The 19,106-nt window shown below is 56.5% G+C and carries 18 protein-coding genes; 2 read left to right on the top strand and 16 right to left on the bottom strand.

Annotated elements, in window-relative coordinates:
• Positions 1 to 13: 13 nt before the first annotated feature.
• The 8 genes from moaE to AUQ41_RS11250 all read right to left on the bottom strand — a co-directional run bounded on the left by moaE (position 14) and on the right by AUQ41_RS11250 (position 7,630).
• Positions 14 to 469 carry a molybdopterin synthase catalytic subunit MoaE gene (gene moaE / locus AUQ41_RS11285; RefSeq protein ID WP_063088528.1) on the bottom strand — a complete coding sequence of 152 codons (456 nt, stop codon included), beginning with the start codon at positions 467 to 469 and terminating at the stop codon, positions 14 to 16.
• A 32-nt stretch (positions 470 to 501) separates the two neighbouring features.
• Entirely contained in the window at positions 502 to 1,053 is a 552-nt protein-coding gene (gene pgsA / locus AUQ41_RS11280) for a CDP-diacylglycerol--glycerol-3-phosphate 3-phosphatidyltransferase (protein WP_063088994.1), read from the bottom strand.
• A gap of 174 nt (positions 1,054 to 1,227) precedes the next feature.
• A complete protein-coding gene (locus tag AUQ41_RS11275) occupies positions 1,228 to 2,496 on the bottom strand; it encodes a uracil-xanthine permease family protein (protein ID WP_232308372.1) in 1,269 nt (422 codons plus the stop codon).
• Positions 2,497 to 2,656: 160 nt separating this feature from the next.
• Positions 2,657 to 4,594: an excinuclease ABC subunit UvrC gene (gene uvrC / locus AUQ41_RS11270; RefSeq protein ID WP_143588672.1), complete on the bottom strand. Its 1,938-nt coding sequence runs from the start codon at positions 4,592 to 4,594 to the stop codon at positions 2,657 to 2,659.
• Positions 4,595 to 5,071: 477 nt separating this feature from the next.
• Positions 5,072 to 5,512, bottom strand: a complete 441-nt coding sequence (gene folB, locus AUQ41_RS11265; protein ID WP_008888328.1) for a dihydroneopterin aldolase — start codon at positions 5,510 to 5,512, stop codon at positions 5,072 to 5,074.
• Positions 5,513 to 5,613: 101 nt separating this feature from the next.
• Positions 5,614 to 6,384, bottom strand: coding sequence for an SDR family oxidoreductase (locus tag AUQ41_RS11260; protein WP_063088526.1), 771 nt, complete (start codon positions 6,382 to 6,384; stop codon positions 5,614 to 5,616).
• 70 nt (positions 6,385 to 6,454) lie between these two features.
• A complete protein-coding gene (locus tag AUQ41_RS11255; RefSeq protein ID WP_063088525.1) occupies positions 6,455 to 7,417 on the bottom strand; it encodes a calcium/sodium antiporter in 963 nt (320 codons plus the stop codon).
• A 24-nt stretch (positions 7,418 to 7,441) separates the two neighbouring features.
• A complete protein-coding gene (locus tag AUQ41_RS11250; RefSeq protein WP_063088524.1) occupies positions 7,442 to 7,630 on the bottom strand; it encodes a hypothetical protein in 189 nt (62 codons plus the stop codon).
• A 53-nt stretch (positions 7,631 to 7,683) separates the two neighbouring features.
• On the opposite strand from AUQ41_RS11250, the gene AUQ41_RS11245 reads away from it, so the two are divergent.
• Complete coding sequence (locus AUQ41_RS11245; protein ID WP_063088523.1) at positions 7,684 to 9,432, top strand: cation:proton antiporter; 1,749 nt, start codon at positions 7,684 to 7,686, stop codon at positions 9,430 to 9,432.
• An 80-nt stretch (positions 9,433 to 9,512) separates the two neighbouring features.
• Here AUQ41_RS11245 and phoB read toward each other — a convergent pair whose 3' ends face one another.
• The 6 genes from phoB to AUQ41_RS11215 form a co-directional block, all read right to left on the bottom strand.
• A complete protein-coding gene (phoB, locus tag AUQ41_RS11240) occupies positions 9,513 to 10,211 on the bottom strand; it encodes a phosphate regulon transcriptional regulator PhoB (protein ID WP_008888332.1) in 699 nt (232 codons plus the stop codon).
• Positions 10,212 to 10,228: 17 nt separating this feature from the next.
• Positions 10,229 to 10,951: a phosphate signaling complex protein PhoU gene (phoU, locus tag AUQ41_RS11235; RefSeq protein WP_008888333.1), complete on the bottom strand. Its 723-nt coding sequence runs from the start codon at positions 10,949 to 10,951 to the stop codon at positions 10,229 to 10,231.
• 22 nt (positions 10,952 to 10,973) lie between these two features.
• On the bottom strand, positions 10,974 to 11,777 hold the full coding sequence (pstB, locus tag AUQ41_RS11230) for a phosphate ABC transporter ATP-binding protein PstB (RefSeq protein ID WP_063088522.1): 804 nt from the start codon (positions 11,775 to 11,777) through the stop codon (positions 10,974 to 10,976).
• A 1-nt stretch (position 11,778) separates the two neighbouring features.
• Positions 11,779 to 13,128: a phosphate ABC transporter permease PstA gene (pstA, locus tag AUQ41_RS11225; protein ID WP_063088521.1), complete on the bottom strand. Its 1,350-nt coding sequence runs from the start codon at positions 13,126 to 13,128 to the stop codon at positions 11,779 to 11,781.
• Positions 13,121 to 14,500, bottom strand: coding sequence for a phosphate ABC transporter permease subunit PstC (gene pstC, locus AUQ41_RS11220; RefSeq protein ID WP_063088520.1), 1,380 nt, complete (start codon positions 14,498 to 14,500; stop codon positions 13,121 to 13,123). Before pstC ends, pstA begins: the two co-directional genes overlap by 8 nt.
• Positions 14,501 to 14,635: 135 nt before the next feature.
• Entirely contained in the window at positions 14,636 to 15,670 is a 1,035-nt protein-coding gene (locus AUQ41_RS11215; protein ID WP_063088519.1) for a PstS family phosphate ABC transporter substrate-binding protein, read from the bottom strand.
• Positions 15,671 to 16,080: 410 nt separating this feature from the next.
• Between AUQ41_RS11215 and AUQ41_RS11210 the strand changes: the two genes are divergently transcribed.
• On the top strand, positions 16,081 to 16,380 hold the full coding sequence (locus AUQ41_RS11210) for a hypothetical protein (protein WP_063088518.1): 300 nt from the start codon (positions 16,081 to 16,083) through the stop codon (positions 16,378 to 16,380).
• Positions 16,381 to 16,472: 92 nt separating this feature from the next.
• On the opposite strand, the gene glcF is transcribed toward AUQ41_RS11210, so the two are convergent.
• The gene (gene glcF / locus AUQ41_RS11205; protein WP_063088517.1) at positions 16,473 to 17,798 is read right to left on the bottom strand and encodes a glycolate oxidase subunit GlcF; all 1,326 of its coding nucleotides are present in this window, start codon (positions 17,796 to 17,798) and stop codon (positions 16,473 to 16,475) included.
• Complete coding sequence (glcE, locus tag AUQ41_RS11200) at positions 17,798 to 19,066, bottom strand: glycolate oxidase subunit GlcE (protein WP_063088516.1); 1,269 nt, start codon at positions 19,064 to 19,066, stop codon at positions 17,798 to 17,800. Before glcE ends, glcF begins: the two co-directional genes overlap by 1 nt.
• Positions 19,067 to 19,106 lie beyond the last annotated feature (40 nt).

Raw genomic sequence — 19,106 nt, 5'->3', positions numbered from 1 at the left:
CGCTGTCGGGCGGTTATTTCCAGCGGTCGGCATCGGCATCATCGGATGCCTTTGCCGTCACCCACTTGTCGCCACCGTCCGGGGTTTCTTCGCGTTTCCAGAACGGTGCGCGGGTTTTGAGGAAATCCATGATGAAGTCGCAGGCCTCAAACGCGGCACGGCGATGGGCGGAGAGTACAATCACCAGAACGATGCGTTCGCCGGGCAACATGCGGCCAAAGCGATGAATGATGCGAATATCGTCAAGCGGCCAGCGATTGGCGGCCTCGTCGGCGATCTTTTCCAGTTCGCGTTCGGTCATGCCGGGATAGTGATCAAGCGTCAGGGCCGAGACGTTTTCGCCGCCATGAATATCACGCACCAGCCCGACAAAACTGACCGCCGCCCCGATATCGGTGCGACCATCGGTCAGGGCCGCAAGTTCGGCGCCCGGGTCAAAATCATGTTGCTGAACAGAAACGCGTGACATGGTCGCCGTCCCGGTTTGCCGGATTACAAAAATTAATCGAGATGTTTCAGGCCGGTGCGCAGATAGATATAGCCGGTCTGCACCGTAACGATCCCGGCAATCCACAGCAGGATATCGCCAATCAGGATCGACGGAATCAGAACAGGCGAGGCATCGCCGACCAGAAGGAACCCGATGGCAAGAATCTGCGCCGTGGTTTTCCATTTGGCAAGGACCGTGACCGGCAAGGGCACTTTAATCTCGGCCAGATGTTCGCGCAGGCCCGACACCATGATTTCCCGGCACATGATGATCACGGCGGGCAATACCGCCAAACCAGAAATGCGTTCAAAGGCCACCATCATCATCAATGCGGCAGCCACCAGCAGCTTGTCGGCAATCGGATCGAGGAACCGACCAAGTGGGGATACCACATTCATCGAGCGCGCCAGATATCCATCAAAGAAATCGGTCACCCCGGCAAAGGCAAACAGCGCAAAGCCGATCCAGTTCCCGACAGGACCATTGATGTAAAACGACGCGATCAGCGCCGGGATTACGAAAATGCGCGACATGGTCAACAGATTGGGAATCTGGTTCTTCATAAACGGGGCCTGTTTGACGGATTTTACGGCAATAACATCAAGGCCCTGATGCGCAATCGCCCAAGGCCGCGCAATTATTAAAGACTTGAAGCACATACCACAAGGGCCGTGTTGATGACGGATTAGCGTCAGAACACGGCCCTTGCGATTTATCATCTCATCGCGTCTGCGCGATTACTCTGCCGCCGCCCCTGCCTCGGCCGGATGGGCGGACTTGCCGCGTCCGATGCTGAGCGCCTGATAGAGGATGATGGCAGCCAGGGTTGCGGTGCCGATCCCGCCCATGGCGAAACCACCGAAATTGACCGTGAAGTCGCCCGCGCCAAAGATCAGCGTGATGCCCACCGTAAACAGGTTGCGCGGATCAGAGAAATCAACGCGGTTATCGACCCACAAACGGATCATGGCAGCCGCAATCAGGCCAAAGACCGCAACACCAAGCCCGCCCAGAACCGGGCCCGGAATGGTGTGCAGCAACGCGCCAAATTTCGGCGAGAAACCCAGCAGAATGGCAATCACGGCGGCAATGACAAAGATCAGGGTCGAAAACACGCGGGTTACGGCCATAACACCCATATTTTCAACATAGGTTGTGACACCGGTACCGCCGCCCGATCCGGCCAGCATGGTTGCCAGACCATCGCCGACAAAACCACGGCCGATATAACGATCCATGTTCTGTTTGGTCATGCCGCCAATCGCCTTGATATGACCGAGGTTTTCGGCCACCAGAATGAAGGCCACCGGCGCGATCAGGAACATGGCCGAACTTTCAAAGCGCGGTGCGACAAAGGATGGCATGCCAAACCAGGCGGCCTGGGAAAGTTCGGTAAAATCAATCGCCGGCATCAGGCCAAAGCCATTACCCAAAACCAGCACCAGCACATAGCCCGCCAGGATCCCAACCAGAATGGATATCCGACGCAGCGCAATCGGCGCGTAAACCGAGACAAAGGCCACCGACAGCAGGGTCAGAAGGGCGACGAGCATATGCATGTTGTCACCCGTGATGCCATTGATCCCGACCGGGGCGAGGTTCAGGCCAATCGCCGCACCAACCGCCCCCGTCACCGCAGGCGGCATCAGTTTTTCGACCCAGCCGGTGCCGGTTGCCATGACGATCAAGCCGATCACGACATAAAGCGCACCAGCAGCAATGATCCCGCCAAGCGCCCCGCCGATATCCGGGTTTGGTCCCGATCCGGCATAACCGGTGGCGGCAATGACGACGGCAATAAAGGCAAAGGACGAGCCCAGATAACTGGGCACACGGCCCGCCGTGCAGATGAAGAAGATCAGGGTGCCGATCCCGGAAAACAGGATCGCCAGATTGGGGTCAAACCCCATCAGAAGCGGACCAAGGATGGTCGCCCCCGACATGGCAACAAGATGCTGCAAGCCCATCGGGAACATAGCACCCCAAGGCAGACGTTCATCAGGCATGACTGTGGAAGACCGGGTCACAGACCAGGAAGGAAAATATCGCATTTATGGCAAGCCGATTATTTATGGACGTTTCGCGCGAGAATGCCCCGCCGGGCGGCAGGGCGTACCGGGTATCGCGCCACGGGCAGCAAAAAGCAAGATGCCATCCGATGCTTTTTTAGTCGTTGCTGTGGAAATGGTCGTAAATCTTGCGCGCCAAGGCGGCACTGATGCCATCGACGGCCTCCAGATCGGATAGGCCAGCATCGGCCACCCCACGGGCGGAGCCGAAATGGTGGAGCAGTGCCTTTTTGCGCGCCCCGCCGACACCGGGGACTGAGTCGAGCACGCTTTTGCCCATCTGTTTGCCGCGTTTGGCGCGATGGGTGCCAATCGCCCAGCGGTGGGCTTCGTCGCGCAGGCGCTGGATGAAATAGAGCACCGGGTCCTTCATATCGAGACGCACCGGAGCCTTGCCGGGGATGTGCAGGACTTCCTTGCCGGCATTACGATCTACACCCTTGGCAACACCGACCAGCATGACGTCCTCAATCCCGAGGTCTTCGAGGACTTCACGTGCCACGCCAAGCTGACCCAGACCACCATCAATCAAACACAGGTCCGGCCACGTGCCGTTTTCGCGGTCCGGGTCTTCTTTTTGCGCCCGGGCAAAACGGCGGGTCAGGACTTCGCGCATCATGGCAAAGTCATCACCGGGCGCGATATCGCCCTTGATGTTGAATTTGCGATAGGCGTTTTTCATGAAGCCTTCGGGCCCGGCGACAATCATGCCGCCGACCATGTTGGTGCCCTGGGTGTGGGAGTTATCGTAAACCTCGATCCGTTCCGGGGTGCTTTCGAGATCAAGTTTGTCAGCAAGGTCTTCAAGCAATTTGCGCTGTGTCGCACTTTCGGCCAGACGACGGCCCAATGCGTCCTTGGCGTTGGTGAGCGCATGTTCGACCAGTTTGCGTTTGCCGCCGCGCTTGGGCACGAGCAATTCGATCTTGCGGTCGTTATTGATGCCAAGCGCGTTTTCGACCAGTTCCTGGCCTTCGATTTCGTGTGACAGGAAGATCTGTTTGGGGGCCGGTTTATCGGCATAGAACTGCCCGACAAAGGCCGAGAGGATTTCGGGGATTTCGGCCGATTGTTCATGGCGCGGGAAATAGGACCGGTTGCCATAGTTCGAGCCCGAGCGGAAGAAGAAGACCTGCACACAGCTTTGTCCGCCTTCCTGATGAAGGGCGATGACATCGGCCTCTTCGACGCCTTCGAGGTTGATGTCCTGATGGGATCGGATCTGGCTGAGCGCGCGGATGCGGTCGCGATACATCGCGGCCTGCTCAAACTCCATCTTTTCAGACGCATCCATCATGTCGGCTTCGAGCTGCTTGAGGATTTTCTGGCTGCGACCGGTTAGGAAGTCGCGGCAGATATCAACAAGCTCGTCATACTCCGGTTTGGAAATGCGATCGACACAGGGGGCGGCACAACGTTTGATTTGATAAAGCAAACACGGACGCGAGCGGTTGGAAAACACCCCATCGGTGCAGGAGCGCAGCAAGAAGGCGCGTTGCAGATGGTTGATGGTGTTATTGACCGCCCAGGCCGAGGCGAACGGGCCAAAGCAACTGCCATCCTTGGCGCGTGCACCGCGATGCTTGACGATGCGCGGATAGTCGTGATCCTCGGTGATCAGGATATAGGGGAAACTTTTGTCATCGCGCAGCAGGATGTTGTAGCGCGGTTTGAGCTTTTTGATCAGGTTGGATTCAAGAAGGAGCGCCTCGGCCTCGGTATGGGTGGTGATGATTTCCATCCGCACCGTCTGGGCCACCATGCGGGCAATGCGGATCGGCAATTGCATGATGCGGGTATAGGCGACCACGCGTTTCTTGAGGTTCTTGGCCTTGCCAACGTAAAGCACGCGTTCCTTGTCATCGATCATGCGATAGACACCCGCCGAACCCGGCATGGTTTTCAGCGCATTTTTGATCGCCTCCACCCCGCGAGCTGCCCCGCCGTCGATTTTATCACCATCAAGCGACAAACCGATTTCCCGTTTCGGGGCGTCATCCCCGGTCGGGTTTTCGGGGGAAACAGGTGGCTTCATCAAGGCACTCCGAGATCACACGAGGCTGCTGCTGGTCAGGCGAGCTGCAATCGACACTAAAATACATTCAAAGTTGTGACGGCCGTCACAGGCAAACGCGAATTGAAACATAGCTGAAAAGATTAACATCGCAACCGTGCCGAGGGGAATCGCCATGCCAAAAAAGATGTCCACCAAGACTGTGGATAACTATGTGGGTAATCGGGGGGTGACTTCCTGCACCCCTTGAGAGTCTTAACGTTCTATGAAGTGCACAATTATTAAGCAAAACAGTTAAGTTATTGATTTTAAACAATAAAAATACTGTCAACGTGAAATCATTCGGTAATAGAGTCGTAAAAAATGAATATTTTCCTTTGAATCATATTCGCCAGATGCTTGTGAATAAGCGCCATAGCGATTCGCGCCAGAGGAATCAAAGAGTCCCTTGGATTGGCCGTCTGGAAAAGTAAATTTTTTCGGGAAATCGCGTATCGATCAGCGCGCGATATTGTGGCGTTCGATTTCCACACCAACCGCAGCTGCATCTTCAAAAACGTCGAGCTTTTCAACCCTGACGATCACCTTGCGGACGCGCGGATCGGCAAGACACATGTCGGCGAGTTTTTCCCCAAGGGTTTCCACAAGGTTGGTGTGACCATCCTGGCAGATGCGGCGCGTGCCGACGACCAGATCCTCGTAGCTCAGCACGGTGGTGATATCATCATTCTGGACACCGTCGCCTTCGAGTACGGCAAGGTCGAGATTGATGCGCACGCGTTGCGGGGCTTCTTTTTCGTGTTCGTAAACACCGATGGAGGTGTGAATGATCATGTCACGCACGAAGACACGGCGCAGGTTGCCTGCACGATCTGCATGGGGCACATCGGCAAATGGCAATGTCGTAATTTTGGCATCCTGTTTAAGGCCTGCGGTCATATTCCGGTCTTCCTTGTGCTGCTTTCCTGTGCAGTTTGATCAACAGAACCACACATGTCCGGCCCGATGTCTGGCAGCGATTTAACGATTACTGCCGGGCATCATTCGTTGGGCGCATCTTCTTCGCCACTGGGCGCCCAATCGAGGTGCTGCCCGCCGTCAAGCGCTAACATTTGCCCGGTGATGGCCGGCGCGGCAAGGAAAAATCGAACCGCGTCGCAAATCTCTTGCGGGTTTGTCCCTATTTTCAGGGGTGTTTTTTCGCACTGCGCGTCGAAATCTTCCTGTGTTTGTCGGCTACTAGGCAGTGCCGGCCCCGGCCCGATGGCATTGACGCGAATTTTTGGTGCAAGGGCCAATGCCAGCGTCTGGGTCAGGGTCCAAAGCCCGGCTTTGGACAGGGTATAGGTCATGAAATGCGGGGTCAGGTTCCAGACACGCTGGTCAATCAGGTTGAGGATCATGCCCTGACAGTTATCTGGCAGGTACTTTGCAAATTGCTGCGAGAGGATAAACGGCGCGCGCAAATTGGTTTCCATATGCAGATCCCAGCTTTCGCGGGTTGCGGTTTGCACATCATCAAATTCAAAGGTCGAGGCGTTATTGATCAGAACCCCGATCGGGCCAAGTTGCCTGGTCGCATCGGCAACCAATTGATGGGTTGCATCCTCGTTGGTCAGATCGGCCGAGACGACGCAGGCCTTTTGGCCAAGGTCGCGCACCTCGTTGGCGACAGCTTCGGCGTCTTGTTTCGAGCTGTTGCAATGAAGGGCGATATCATAGCCGTTGCGCGCCAGATCCAGGGTCAATGCACGACCGATGCGTTTTGCCGCACCGGTGATCAGAACGGATTTCGGGAATTGACCTGTCATTGTTGCCTCGATCCTTCGCAAAGTGTGCGGACCGTCATGAGACAGACGGCCCGCGAACTGATTGAACTGACTATGCTACGACAAGTTGGAAGACATAGACCAGATAGGCAATCACGAATGCAACGCCGGTGATGCGCGAAATCTTGCGCATGGCATAGGCAACACCGAGCAAGCCCACGGTTACCGCCAGCATGATCCAGATATCGGAATTCATAATCTGCTCGGGCACCGGGATCGGTGCGATCAGCGAAACGCCACCAATGATCACAAGCAGGTTCAAAAGGTTCGAGCCAAACACATTGCCCAGTGCCACATCGGAATGCCCGCGGAAGGCGGCAACCACCGATGCGGCGAGTTCCGGAAGCGACGTGCCAAAGGCAACAAGGGTCAGGCCAATCACGGCTTCGGATACGCCAAACTGACGGGCGACCGAAACCCCGCCTTCAACCAGCCATTCGGCGCCAAACATCAGCGCCACAATCCCGATGACGGTGGCGATGATCGGCCTGGTCCAGCCTTTGGGCTTTTCGCCGACTTCGTCGACTTCTTCTTCGTGCAGGTGGCTGGCTTCGCTTGGCGAATTTTTGTCGTGCTGATAGGTGAAGTACCAGATGGCCGCCAACACACAAAGCATCACCGCCCCGGCCCAGCGTTCGATCACGCCAAACATGCAAAAGGCAATAAACAGGACCGTGCCCAGCAACATGGTGCCGCCATCACGCACCACGGTGACCCGCGAGGCCGCCACGGGTTTGAGCAAGGCAACGGCACCCAAAATAAGCAGGATATTGGCAATGTTGGAGCCAACAACGTTGCCCATGGCGATGTCGGCCGTGCCCTTCAGCGATGCATTGAGCGAGACGACAAATTCCGGTGCCGACGTCCCGGCGGCGACAATCGTCAGACCGACGATCACCTTGGAAACGCCCAGCAAAAGTGCAAGACCAACCGCCCCCCTTACGATGAATTCACCACCTGCTGTCAGCAATACAAGGCCCGCGATGATCTGAAGATAGGGGATAAGCTGTTCCAAAATATCTGCTCGTTTCAAAAGCGATTAAACCGGCCCGTTGTCGGGCCCGCGGAAGATGGCATTTGGCAGCGCGAATGGCAAGTCATCAGGCGGTGACAATCCACACAGCACTTTATAGTGCGATTGGGCGGTGAATTTCGCCAATGCCGCAAATTTACCCACGACTGGCAGGGTTATTTTCGTTATCGTTGTAATCTCGTTATTTTCAGGCATTTAGGTCCTGATACCCTTTGATTATTTGACCGCCTTCCGGAACGAATTTCGCCATGCATCACAGCGTCCTGTTTGAGCTGTTTCTTATTCTGACTGCCGCGATCATTGCGGTGCCGATTGCGCACAAGCTGCGTGCGAATTCGATCATCGGCTTTCTGATTGGCGGGTTCTTTATCGGGCCATTCGGCTTTGGCCTGATTTCCGAACGCGAAGACATTTCCACGGTTGCCGAACTGGGCGTGGTTTTCCTGCTGTTCATGATCGGGCTGGAGCTTTCGCGTGATCGTTTGCGCGTCATTGGCGGGCGGTTTGCCGGTCTGGGCGTTTTGCAAATTCTGGTATCGATGGCAGCCCTTCTGGGGCTTCTGGTTGTCATGGAATTCCCGCTGCCGACGGCTTTGGTGATTGCAGGGGCGCTTGCGCTTTCATCGACTGCGATCATCCTCAAACAGCTTTCCGATGACAAGCAGCTCAATACCCGGTTTGGCCGTGCGGCCCTTGCCATTTTGTTATTGCAGGACGTGGCGGTTGGTCCGTTCCTGATCATGGTGCAGGCAGCAGGTGATGCTGGCACGGAAACCAGCCCGTGGATGAGCATCCTGCTTGGTTTCGGGTCGGTTGCGTTGTTGTTACTCGTCGGGCGGTATGTGTTGCCGCGCCTGTTTCGCTATATCGCGTCGCTTAAGAACCCGGAACTGTTTGCCATCGGCACGCTGTTTGTTGTGCTGGCCGCCAGCACCTTGACCGAGGTTTCCGGGCTTTCGATGGCGCTGGGCGCGTTTATCGCCGGGGTGATGCTGGCCGAAACCGAGTTCCGCCATCAGATCGAAGCCGACATTTCGCCGTTCCGCGGCGTGTTCCTGTCGCTGTTCTTTATGTCGGTGGGCATGTCGGTTGATGCCGACGTTGTTTATAACGAATTTGGCACCATTCTGATGTGGCTGGTGCTGTTGCTGGTGATCAAGACGGCGGTTTTGTTCGTTCTGGCGCGTGCGATCCGGTTTGAAACCGGCCTTGCCATACGGGTGGCGATGAGTTTGGCCGCCGGCGGCGAATTTGCCTTTGTGATGTTTGCCCTGGCCGCGCAAAATGGCGCGGTGCCGCTTGAAATGGCCGCCATGCTGATCCCGGTGGTGGCGATTTCGATGGCGCTGACCCCGACCCTGATCAGCCTGGGTCACAAGATCGAGGAAAAGCTTCATCCCAAGGAAGAAGACCAGCTTGGCAAGATTGCAGAGGAGTCCGAGGGCATTCACCAGCATGTTCTGGTGATCGGAAGCGGCCGCGTTGGCCGGGTTCTGGCCCGGTTGCTCAAGACGCGCAACATTCCGTTCATTGTGCTGGATAGTGACGCACAGCAGGTTTCGCGCGGTCGGGCAGAAGGCCTTCCGGTTTACTTTGCCGACGGGTCCAGACCGGAAACTTTCCGGGCCGCACACACCGATGAGGCAAAAATTGCGGTTGTTGCCATGGGGAACCCGCATGCGACCGAGAAGACGGTCGCCCTTTTGCGCCAGCATTACCCGCATCTGAAGATCTTTGCCCGCGCGCAAGACATCACCCATATCGGGCCGCTGTCGCGCCACGGGGCGGATGCGGCCATCCCGGAGGTTCTGGAAACCGGGTTGCGGTTATCTGATCACGTTTTGGCGGCGTGCGACGTGCCGCAGGAAGATATTGATGCCGAAATCGCCAAATTCCGCCGTGCGGACATGCTTTTGATGAACGAACTGGCGCCGCGCCCGCAGCGCAAGCCGTCAGGGTCGGAGAGTTCGGACAAACCGGCGAAAGAAAAATCGTAAAGCCGTTACGCGGTGAAAACAAAAACCCCCGCGGCAAATCGCTGCGGGGGTTTTTTAATCGGATCAGGCTCTAAACCGGCTTAGGCAGCGGTTTCAGAGTCCAGCGCGTAGCCCGCGGCACGGACGGTGCGGATGATATCGCGCGTCCCCTTGACGTCATTGAGCGCCTTGCGCAGGCGACGGATATGAACGTCAACTGTCCGGGTTTCGACATAGATGTTCGGGCCCCAAACCGCGTTAAGCAGCTGTTCGCGCGAGAAAACCCGCCCCGGATGTTCGAGGAAATAGCGCAGCAGACGGAACTCGGTCGGGCCAAGATGGATCGATTTTCCATTGCGGCTGACCCGGTGGGCGGCGAGATCCATTTCGATGTCGGAATAGATCAACTGCCCTTGTGGTTGCGCCGGACCGGACCGGCGCAAAAGTGCGCGGATACGGGCCAGAAGCTCGCCAATGGCAAACGGCTTGGTGACATAGTCATCAGCCCCGGTATCAAGACCGCGGATCCGGTCGCCCTCTTCGCCGCGCGCAGTCACCATGATCACCGGCAAATCGCGGCTTTCAGGCTTGCGGCGGATCTGACGGCAGACCTCGATCCCCGACATCACCGGCAGCATCCAGTCGAGCAAAACCAGATCGACATGGGTTTCAGCCAGAATTTTCAACGCTTCGTCACCGTCACCGGCTTCGACAACCTGCATCCCCTCGCGTTCGAGGTTGTAGCGCAACATGGTTACGATTGCTGCCTCGTCCTCGACGATAAGAACCGTTGGGTCCATCTTCCTATGCTCCCGTGTCAGTCATTCGGTTCGACAACAGCGAAGTTCGCTGCGTCGTTTTTTGGCCGGTCAATCCCCGGCAGGTCTTCGCCCTTGATCCGGTAATAGATCGTTTCGGCGATATTGGTTGCGTGATCACCGATACGTTCGATGTTCTTGGCAATGAACAACAGATGGGTCGATGCGGTAATGTTGCGCGGATCTTCCATCATGTAGGTCAGCAATTCGCGGAACAGCGAATTGTACATATCGTCGACTTCCTGATCGCGTTCCCAGACCCGATGGGCCTTTTCGGCGTCGCTTTCGATATAGGCATCCAGGACATCCTTGATGATTTCCTGGGCCAGCTTGGCCATGTTCGGGATCGCCTGAACCGGGCGGATCGGCGGGATCTGGTTCAGCACCTGCGCGCGTTTGGCGATGTTTTTGGCAAGATCACCAATGCGTTCAAGATCGTTTGATAGCTTAAGGGCCGTCACCACCTGACGCAGGTCATCTGCCATCGGCTGACGCAGGGCCAGAAGACGGACGGCAAAGTCCTGGACTTCCTGTTCGAGCACGTCAATGCGCTGATCGGACAGGATGACTTTCTCGGCCAGTTCGGAATCGCGTTTGACGATGGATCTGATCGAGGAAATAAGCTGGCTTTCGGCAAGCCCGCCCATTTGCGAAATGATGTTGTTCAGACGGGTCAGTTCCTCGTCGAACGAACTTACGATATGGGTATGTTCATCAGCCATTTATGCGTACTCCTGGCGTCGCTTAACCGAAGCGGCCGGTAATGTAACCCTTGGTGCGTTCGTCCTTCGGGTTGGTAAAGATCTGATCGGTTTCACCGACTTCAACCAGCTTTCCAAGGTGGAAGAACGCGGTGCGCTGCGACACACGGGCGGCCTGCTGCATGGAGTGGGTCACGATCACGATCGTGTAGTTCGAACGCAACTCGTCTATCAGTTCCTCGACCTTGGCGGTCGCAATCGGATCAAGGGCCGAGCACGGCTCATCCATCAGGATGACTTCCGGGCTGACGGCAACCGCGCGTGCAATGCAAAGGCGCTGCTGCTGACCACCGGAAAGACCGGTTGCCGGCGATTGCAGACGATCTTTGACTTCTTTCAGAAGACCGGCACGTTCGAGCGAGGTCATGACGATTTCATCAAGTTCATCGCGCGAATTGACCAGACCATGAATACGCGGGCCATAGGCCACGTTGTCATAGATGGTTTTCGGGAACGGGTTCGGTTTCTGGAACACCATGCCGATGCGCGCGCGCAGCTGAACCACGTCGATCCGCTTGTCATAGATGTCGCGACCATCCAGGGTAACGTCACCTTTGATCGTCACACCGTCAATGGTGTCATTCATCCGGTTCAGGCAGCGCAGGAAGGTGGATTTACCACAGCCCGACGGGCCAATCAGTGCGGTTACCTGCTGTTCGGGGATATCAAGGTTGACCTCATAGAGGGCCTGATTGTCGCTATAGAAAAGATCGAGCTTGCGCGCGGTCATTTTCGGTTTTTCGACCGACGGCTCCGCCGTCATTGCGCTCTGGGATACAGCAGCCATTTTACCACTTCCGTTCAAATTTTTTGCGCAGATACACAGCCAGTCCATTCATCAGGACAAGGAAGGCCAGCAACACCATAATCGCTGCCGAGGTTTTCTCGACAAAGGCACGTTCCGGGCTGTCTGCCCACAGATAGATCTGGACCGGCAGAACCGTTGCCGGGTCAAGAGCCCCGCCCGGGATATCAACAATAAAGGCAACCATCCCGATCATCAGAAGCGGTGCAGTTTCACCAAGCGCCTGTGCCATACCAATGATCGTGCCGGTCAGAATGCCCGGCATGGCAAGCGGCAAGACATGGTGGGTGACGGTCTGAACCGGGGATGCACCAAGGCCAAGGGCGGCCTGACGGATCGATGGCGGCACCGCCTTGATCGCCGCACGCGATGCGATGATGATCGTCGGCAAAGTCATCAGCGCCAGCGTCAAACCACCGACAACCGGGGCCGAGCGCGGCAAGTGCATGACATTGAGATAGACCTCAAGCCCCAGCAGACCAAACACGATGGACGGGACTGCGGCCAGGTTGTTGATGTTGACTTCAACAATCTGGGTGAAGCGGTTTTTCGGGGCGAATTCTTCGAGATAGATCGCCGCCAGAACACCAATCGGGAAGGACAATGCCAAAGTCACAAGCAGGGTATAGAACGAGCCAACAGCCGCGCCCCAGATACCGGCAAGTTCCGGTTCGCGGGAATCGCCACTGGTAAAGAAGCGGGTGTGGAACTGTTTTTCCACCGCACCGTCAGCAACCAGTTCGTTATACCAAGCAACTTCCTTGTCATTGAGGCGACGGTCGCCTTCATCAACGGTGGGATCGATATAGCCCTTGTTGAGCATGTCGAAATCATCACCGGAAATCAGCCAGATGGTGCGCGTTTGGCCAATCAGGCTCGGATTTTCGAGAACCCGTTCGCGCAGATCATAAGATGCGCCGCCTGAAACGATGCCATAGAGATCACGTTTGTCACTGCGCGAGGTCACATCCGGGAACCGATCACGCAGCGCCTGTTTGATCAGACCATCAAAGTTCGCGCGCCCGATCACGTCGGGATCGCCGGTCCGTTCCGGATCGATCACAGCCGGATCAAAGGTCACTTCGAGCTGGACATAGGTCTGGTAAAAGGCGCTGTAGCCTTTAGAGCCGATCGAGAGTGCCAGCGTGCAAAGCGCCAGCAGCGCCAAACAGATCGCAACCAGACCATAGCTTTTAAAGCGGCGTTCGGCCGCGTAACGTTTCTTGATGTTACGGGTGATTTTCGGACTATCCCAGTCAACCGGCTTGCGCAGATTGTCAGAGATCACTTTGGCCGCAGCTCTGTCTTCCATAAGAGATGCCATATCAGTCATATTTCTCGCGATACTTCTGAACAACCTTAAGGGCAAATACGTTCAGCCCCAAGGTGACAAGGAAAAGAACCAGCCCCAACGCGAAGGCCGAGAGGGTTTTTGCACTGTCGAACTCCTGGTCGCCGACCAGAAGCGTCACGATCTGCACGGTAACAGTCGTCACCGCCTGAAGCGGGTTCACCGTCATGTTCGCGGCAAGACCAGCGGCCATCACAACAATCATGGTTTCACCAATCGCCCGCGAAATGGCCAACAGAACCGCCCCGACAATACCGGGCAAGGCGGCCGGGAAAATCACCTGCCGGATGGTTTCCGATTTGGTCGCCCCCAATGCATAGGACCCGTCACGCAGCGCTTTCGGCACCTGCGACATCACGTCATCAGACAGCGAGGACACAAACGGAATGATCATGATGCCCATGACAAGACCGGCGGCCAGCGCACTTTCCGAACTGACATCGAGGCCGAGGATCGCGCCATTGTCGCGCAAGAACGGTGCCACGGTGAGCGCGGCAAAGAAGCCATAGACAACCGTTGGCACGCCCGCCAGAATTTCAAGTGCGGGTTTGGCAACAGCGCGAAATTTAGGCGCGGCATATTCGCCCATATAGATGGCCGAAAACAGGCCGACCGGCACCGCGACACACATGGCAATCAGCGTAATCAGCAAGGTACCGACAAACAGCGGAATCATGCCAAACGCCCCCTCGGACGCCACCTGATCGGCACGGATCGCGGTTTGCGGGCTCCATTCCAGACCAAACAGGAAGTCGAGCGGGTTGATCTTGCTAAAGAAATGCAGGGTTTCGAACATCAGTGAAAACACGATGCCGACCGTTGAAAGGATCGCAATCGCCGAACAGACAATCATGATCGCGCGCGAGATGCGTTCAACATTGTTGCGCGCGCGCATATCCGCTTCAATCCGTCGATAGGACAGGACAAGACCGGCAAGCGCAACCGACAGCATGACAACCACCAGCGCCGCATTGGCGATGGTTTGCAAATTGGCAAGTCTGCGCCCGGCATCAACAATTTCCGGCGACACGGTGAGATGTTCACCACCACCGGCGGCGATCTGGGAAATGCTGTTGAGCGCCAGCGACAGACGACCGGAGTCACCAATTACTTCCTGCGGCAGGTCCGACACGATCAGGGCTTCAATCACCGAGCCCTGGAACATGTACCAGATCAGAAGCAGCGCCAGCGCGGGAAGCCCGCACCATGCTGCTGTGTAGGCCCCGTAGTGAACCGGCAAGGAATGAAGATTGCTGTGCCGGCCACCCGAGAGGGCAACAGCCCGCTGGCGTCCGAAATAAAAGGACAGCGCGCAAAGTGCGGCAACCGCGAGCAACAGGAAAGACAGGGACATTATTTGAGATCCGTTCGCCAGATGAGCCTGCAAAGATCAGTTCGTGAGGCCAATAGGACAGAAACAATAAACAAATCAAGCAATGATATAAAGAAACCGGTGGCAGAAAAGGCTGCCACCGGTTGAAAGATCGCGTTACATGCTCAGCGGCGAAAGGTTCATCGCAGCGTTACGAACAGCTTCACGCTCAGCGGCATCCATCGGGATCAGGCCACGGTCAGCAAGGTAACCTTCTTCACCCCAAGCTTTGTCAGCGGTGAATTCAGCAAGATATTCCTTGATGCCCGGAATGGTGCCAACGTGCGCGTTCTTCACGTAGAAGAAGAGCGAACGGGAAACCGGATAGTCACCAGCAGAGATTGCTTCGAAGGTCGGAGCAACGCCACCGATCAGCGAGCCCTGGAGCTTGTCGCCGTTCTGGTCAAGGAAGGAGAAGCCGAAGATGCCAAGTGCATCATGGTTGGCTTCGAGTTTCTGAACGATCAGGTTGTCGTTCTCGCCAGCTTCGACATAGGCACCGTCTTCACGAACGCCAGCGCAGACAGCTTTGTGCTGGTCTTTGTTGGTGTCTTTAAGAGCGGCGATTGCCGGGAACTCATCGCAAGCTTCTTCGAGTACCAGCTCGGTGAAGGCATCACGGGTACCGGAGGTCGGCGGCGGGCCGAGAACTTCGATTTTAACGTCCGGAAGGCTCGGATCGATTTCAGCCCAGGTGCTGTACGGGTTGTCGATCAGCGACTGGCCGTCTTTGGACGGAACGGTTTTTGCCAGAGCAAGGAAGATCTGCTCTTTGGTCAGGTCGAGCTGCGGCGCAGCGTTGGAGTTCGACAGAACGATACCGTCGTAACCAACTTTAACTTCGGTAACTTCCGAAATACCGTTCTTCGCGCAAGTTTCAACTTCGGACTTCTTGATGCGACGCGAAGCGTTGGTGATGTCCGGATGCTGTTCGCCAACACCGGCGCAGAACAGCTTCAGACCACCGCCAGAACCGGTAGATTCGATAACCGGCGTTTTGAAGGAGGTGGTTTTACCGAATTCTTCTGCAACTGCGGTTGCGAACGGGAAGACGGTGGACGAACCAACGATACGAATCTGGTCGCGTGCTTCGGCAGCGCCAGCAAAGGCAACGCTCATAAGCGCCGCAACAGCAAGAGTCTTCTTCATCATAAATTCCCCAATGGTAGTTCCACTTCGGAACGGTGCAACGATCTGCGAGGCGGACTCTACCGCTGGGTGCTTACGGTATTGTGTCGCTTTTGTTAACGTTATGTGACAACGTATCAGAGCAGTAAAAACAGCCACTTATTGCCAACAAAATCAACGAGTTAGTATTTCGCGACAACCATCCGAAAACGGTGGTTTTTCACTTCAACATGGCAAAATCGCGATTGTTTGCGAAAGGCTGTAACAAAAACTGTCACATTTCGCCCAAAGGTGGCCTTGGGTGTCGGGGAATGGTGTGAATTGACGATAATTGCCAGCTAACCCTTTACATGACCCCGTTTCCAAGCAACTCTTGTGCGTAGGGACCAAAAAATGCCGCGCACAAATGTGCGCAGCCATAACAGGAGCACTTGATGAGCACCGCTGCACTCGACGAAATTCAGGAACTGATTCAGAAGCTGTCTGGCGAACTTGGAGATATGTCAGAGGCTGCGTCGCGCCATATTGATGATCTGCATGTTGCGGTCAATAACGTCGCATCGCACGTTCTGGCGATCGAGGCAGTTCTGTCACTGGTGGCCCAGAAGGTCGAGGTAGACGAGGCCGAAGCAATCAAGTGGATTCGTGACAAGACAGCGGCCTATGCCGAAGACAGCAGCGAAAGCTCTGCCGCAGAAGGCATTACAAAAAGCCTGCTTGGCAAGGAAGAGTAAGGCGCCCAGTCGCACGGACTTACGAAATCAAAAGGACGGCAGAAGTTATTCCCTGCCGTCCTTTTTGTTTTCTGATGCGGGTTTGAGAAAACCTAGCCTGCCAGTTCGGTCGGCTTTACCCGGTCGCGCAGTTTTTCCGGCACCGGGCCGCCAGCGGCCCAATCAAGGAGCTGCACCGTGTGCAGAACTTTAAGATCGTCGGTTTCGATCTGGACCATGCAGCCGATATTCCCCGTTGCCACCAGATCGGGCTGGGTTGCACGGATATTGCCGCGTTTGCGTTCCTGAAGCTGACCGGCGATTTCGGGCTGCAACAGGTTATAGACCCCGGCAGAACCACAGCACAGATGGCCTTCGGCGATTTCAGCCACTTCATACCCGGCCTGTTTGAGAAGATCACGGGGTGGTCGGGTGATTTTTTGGCCGTGCTGCATCGAGCAGGCTGAATGATAGGCAACACGGGGATTCCCGTGATTGGCCCCGGCAAACACCGCGGCATCGATGTCAAGGCCAGCCAGATACTCGGTAATGTCCTTGGCAAGGGCCGAGACCGTGGCCGCCTTATCGGCATAGGCCGGATCATGGCGCAGCATATGGCCGTAATCCTTGATCGTGGTGCCACAGCCCGATGCGGTGATGACGATGGCATCAAGGCCTTCGCCCGCGGCCTCGGCCGTCCAGGCATCAATGTTGGCCTTGGCCTGCGCGTGGGATTGTTCTTCCTTGCCCATGTGATGGACAAGCGATCCGCAACAGCCAGCACCCTTGGCAACGACCACCTCAATCCCGAGACGGGTGAGTAGACGAACCGTCGATTCGTTGATTTCGGTTTCAAGCACCTGCTGGGCGCAGCCGATCAGGATGGCAACCCGGCCTTTGCGTTCGCCAACTGCCGGGATCACTTGGGGTTTATCAACCCAGCTTGGCGGATGCATGGGACGTGCGCCCATCTTGACCATGCCCTTGAGCCGACCGGGCATCAGGCGCGCAAAGGGGGCGGCGAATTTCGCCCCGATCAATGACAGCCGGAACAGGGTCGGATTGGGCACAACAATCGACAGCAACTTGCGCAGCAACCGATCGCCCAGCGGGCGTTCATAGTTTTGTTCGATATGGGCGCGCGCATTGTCGATCAGGTGCATGTAATCAACACCAGAAGGACATGTGGTTGTACAAGAGAGACATGACAGGCAACGATCAAGGTGTTTGACCACCTTTTCGGTTGCCGGTTTGTCATTTTCCAGCATGTCCTTGATCAGATAAATGCGGCCACGCGGGCTGTCGAGTTCATCGCCAAGGGTGACGAATGTCGGACAGGTCGCGGTACAGAAACCGCAATGCACGCATTTGCGCAGGATCTGTTCGCTTTCGGCAATCGCCGGATTTTCAAGTTGGGCAGCGGTGAAGTTGGTTTGCATTACGCGCCCTCCCCGTTTTGTGACACTGGCGCAATCCGCCCCGGATTGAGAATCCCCTTGGGATCGAGGTTTTCCTTGATCCGGGCATTGATCCGGGCAAGTGCCGGGTCTTCGGCGTGGAAGACCCGGGTGGCTTGACGGATTTCATCGGATGCGCGCACCAGATTGGCCTGCCCGCCGACATTGGCGACGATATCGCGGATCGTGCCCGCCATTGCATCAGGCGTACCCGCCGCGTCAGACGCGGCAATCTGCAACCAGATCAGGCCACCGGCCCAATCCATCATCGCCCGACCACCGGTTTTTTCGATCAGTTGGGCGCAGATATCACCCCCGCTTGCCGGGGGTACTGATACCCGCCACAAAACGCTGCCGGTGTTTTCCGATGCCACGAACGGCGCGATATTGGCGACGACCTTCCAAATGCTGTGGCTGTGACTTTCGGGGACTTCGTGGCATTCGCCAAAACCGGCAAGCGCCCGGCACAGGGCATCGGCCCGCCATGCCACAGACGGCTTGGGACCTTCGATCCGCAGGGCGACAAGGCCACTGCCATATTCACCGGCCAGTGGCACATCAAGGTGCGGCGCGTCTTCGGGGGCGATCCAGGCGGCGGCGGAGACTTCGTTTTCACTGCCCATGGCAATGGTCATCGCCTTGCCCGCCGCACGCGGGTCACTGCAAGCGACAATCACGGTGGCGGATGTCTCGTCATTTGGCATGACCTTAAGCGTTACGGTATGCATCACGCCCAGCGTGCCAAAGGAGCCCGCCATCAATTTTGACAGATCAAAGCCGGTGACGTTTTTCATCACGCGGCCACCGGATTTAAAATCCTCTGCCCGGCCAGAGACGGCTTCGAAGCCCAGAAGGTGATCACGTGCGGCCCCGACCTTGATCCGGCGCGGTCCGGCAAGGTTACAGGCCACCAGCCCGCCGATGGTTCCGGCATCCGGACCACTTGATCCATCCAGAAGGGCCGGGAAGTTTCCGGGCTCAAAATGGAATTGCTGATTTTTCTCGGCCAGTGCCGCCTTGATGTCGGCAAGCGGCGTTCCGGCACGCGCAGAGATCACCAGTTCTTCGGGCTGATAAAACAAGATCCCCGACAGTTTGGAGCAATCCAGCACTGCGTTGGTTCGAACAGAATGGCCAAAGGCGCGCTTGCTGCCCGATCCGATGATTTCAAGCGGGGTTTCTGATCCAAGCGCCCAACCAACCGCATCGCGCAGCTGGTCTGGCGTGGTGGGGGAAAGTACGTCCACCATAACTCTCTCTTTTCCTCTCCTGAGCCGGGCCAATCGGATT

This window comes from Thalassospira sp. MCCC 1A02898, assembly GCF_001618185.1.
Taxonomy (GTDB): Bacteria; Pseudomonadota; Alphaproteobacteria; order Rhodospirillales; family Thalassospiraceae; genus Thalassospira; species Thalassospira tepidiphila.
Note: the sequence above shows the minus strand (reverse complement) of the source record. Positions and strands in the feature narration are given on the sequence as shown.